1 pseudogene is annotated in these 258 nt (G+C 68.2%); it reads right to left on the bottom strand.

Annotation, left to right across the window (positions count from 1 at the left end):
• Nucleotides 1-219, bottom strand: a pseudogene (locus SB751_RS32540) (metal-dependent hydrolase); the annotation flags it as partial.
• Nucleotides 220-258: the final 39 nt, after the last annotated feature.

A 258-nucleotide genomic window follows, 5' to 3' on the forward strand; every position in this document is an offset into this window, starting at 1 on the left:
CCAGTGCGTGATGGTGCGGTGCGTGATCCACAGGCGGCGCTTGCGCGTCCACCACGCGACTTCGAGCCAGTCGGGCGCGGTGCCGCCGACGACGCCGGCCGCGAATGGGGCGAACAGGCCCGCATGCCAAGGGCCGCTCGCGCCGGTTTGCACGACGAGAACGGCGGCGGCGACGCCGGCTGCGAATCCCGACGCATGATGCGCATTGTGTGATGCCATACGAGACGAAACGAAAAAACGTGAAGCGTGCGATCCGGG

Source organism: Cupriavidus sp. SIMBA_020 (genome assembly GCF_046535395.1).
In the GTDB taxonomy this organism is placed as follows: Bacteria; Pseudomonadota; Gammaproteobacteria; order Burkholderiales; family Burkholderiaceae; genus Cupriavidus; species Cupriavidus campinensis.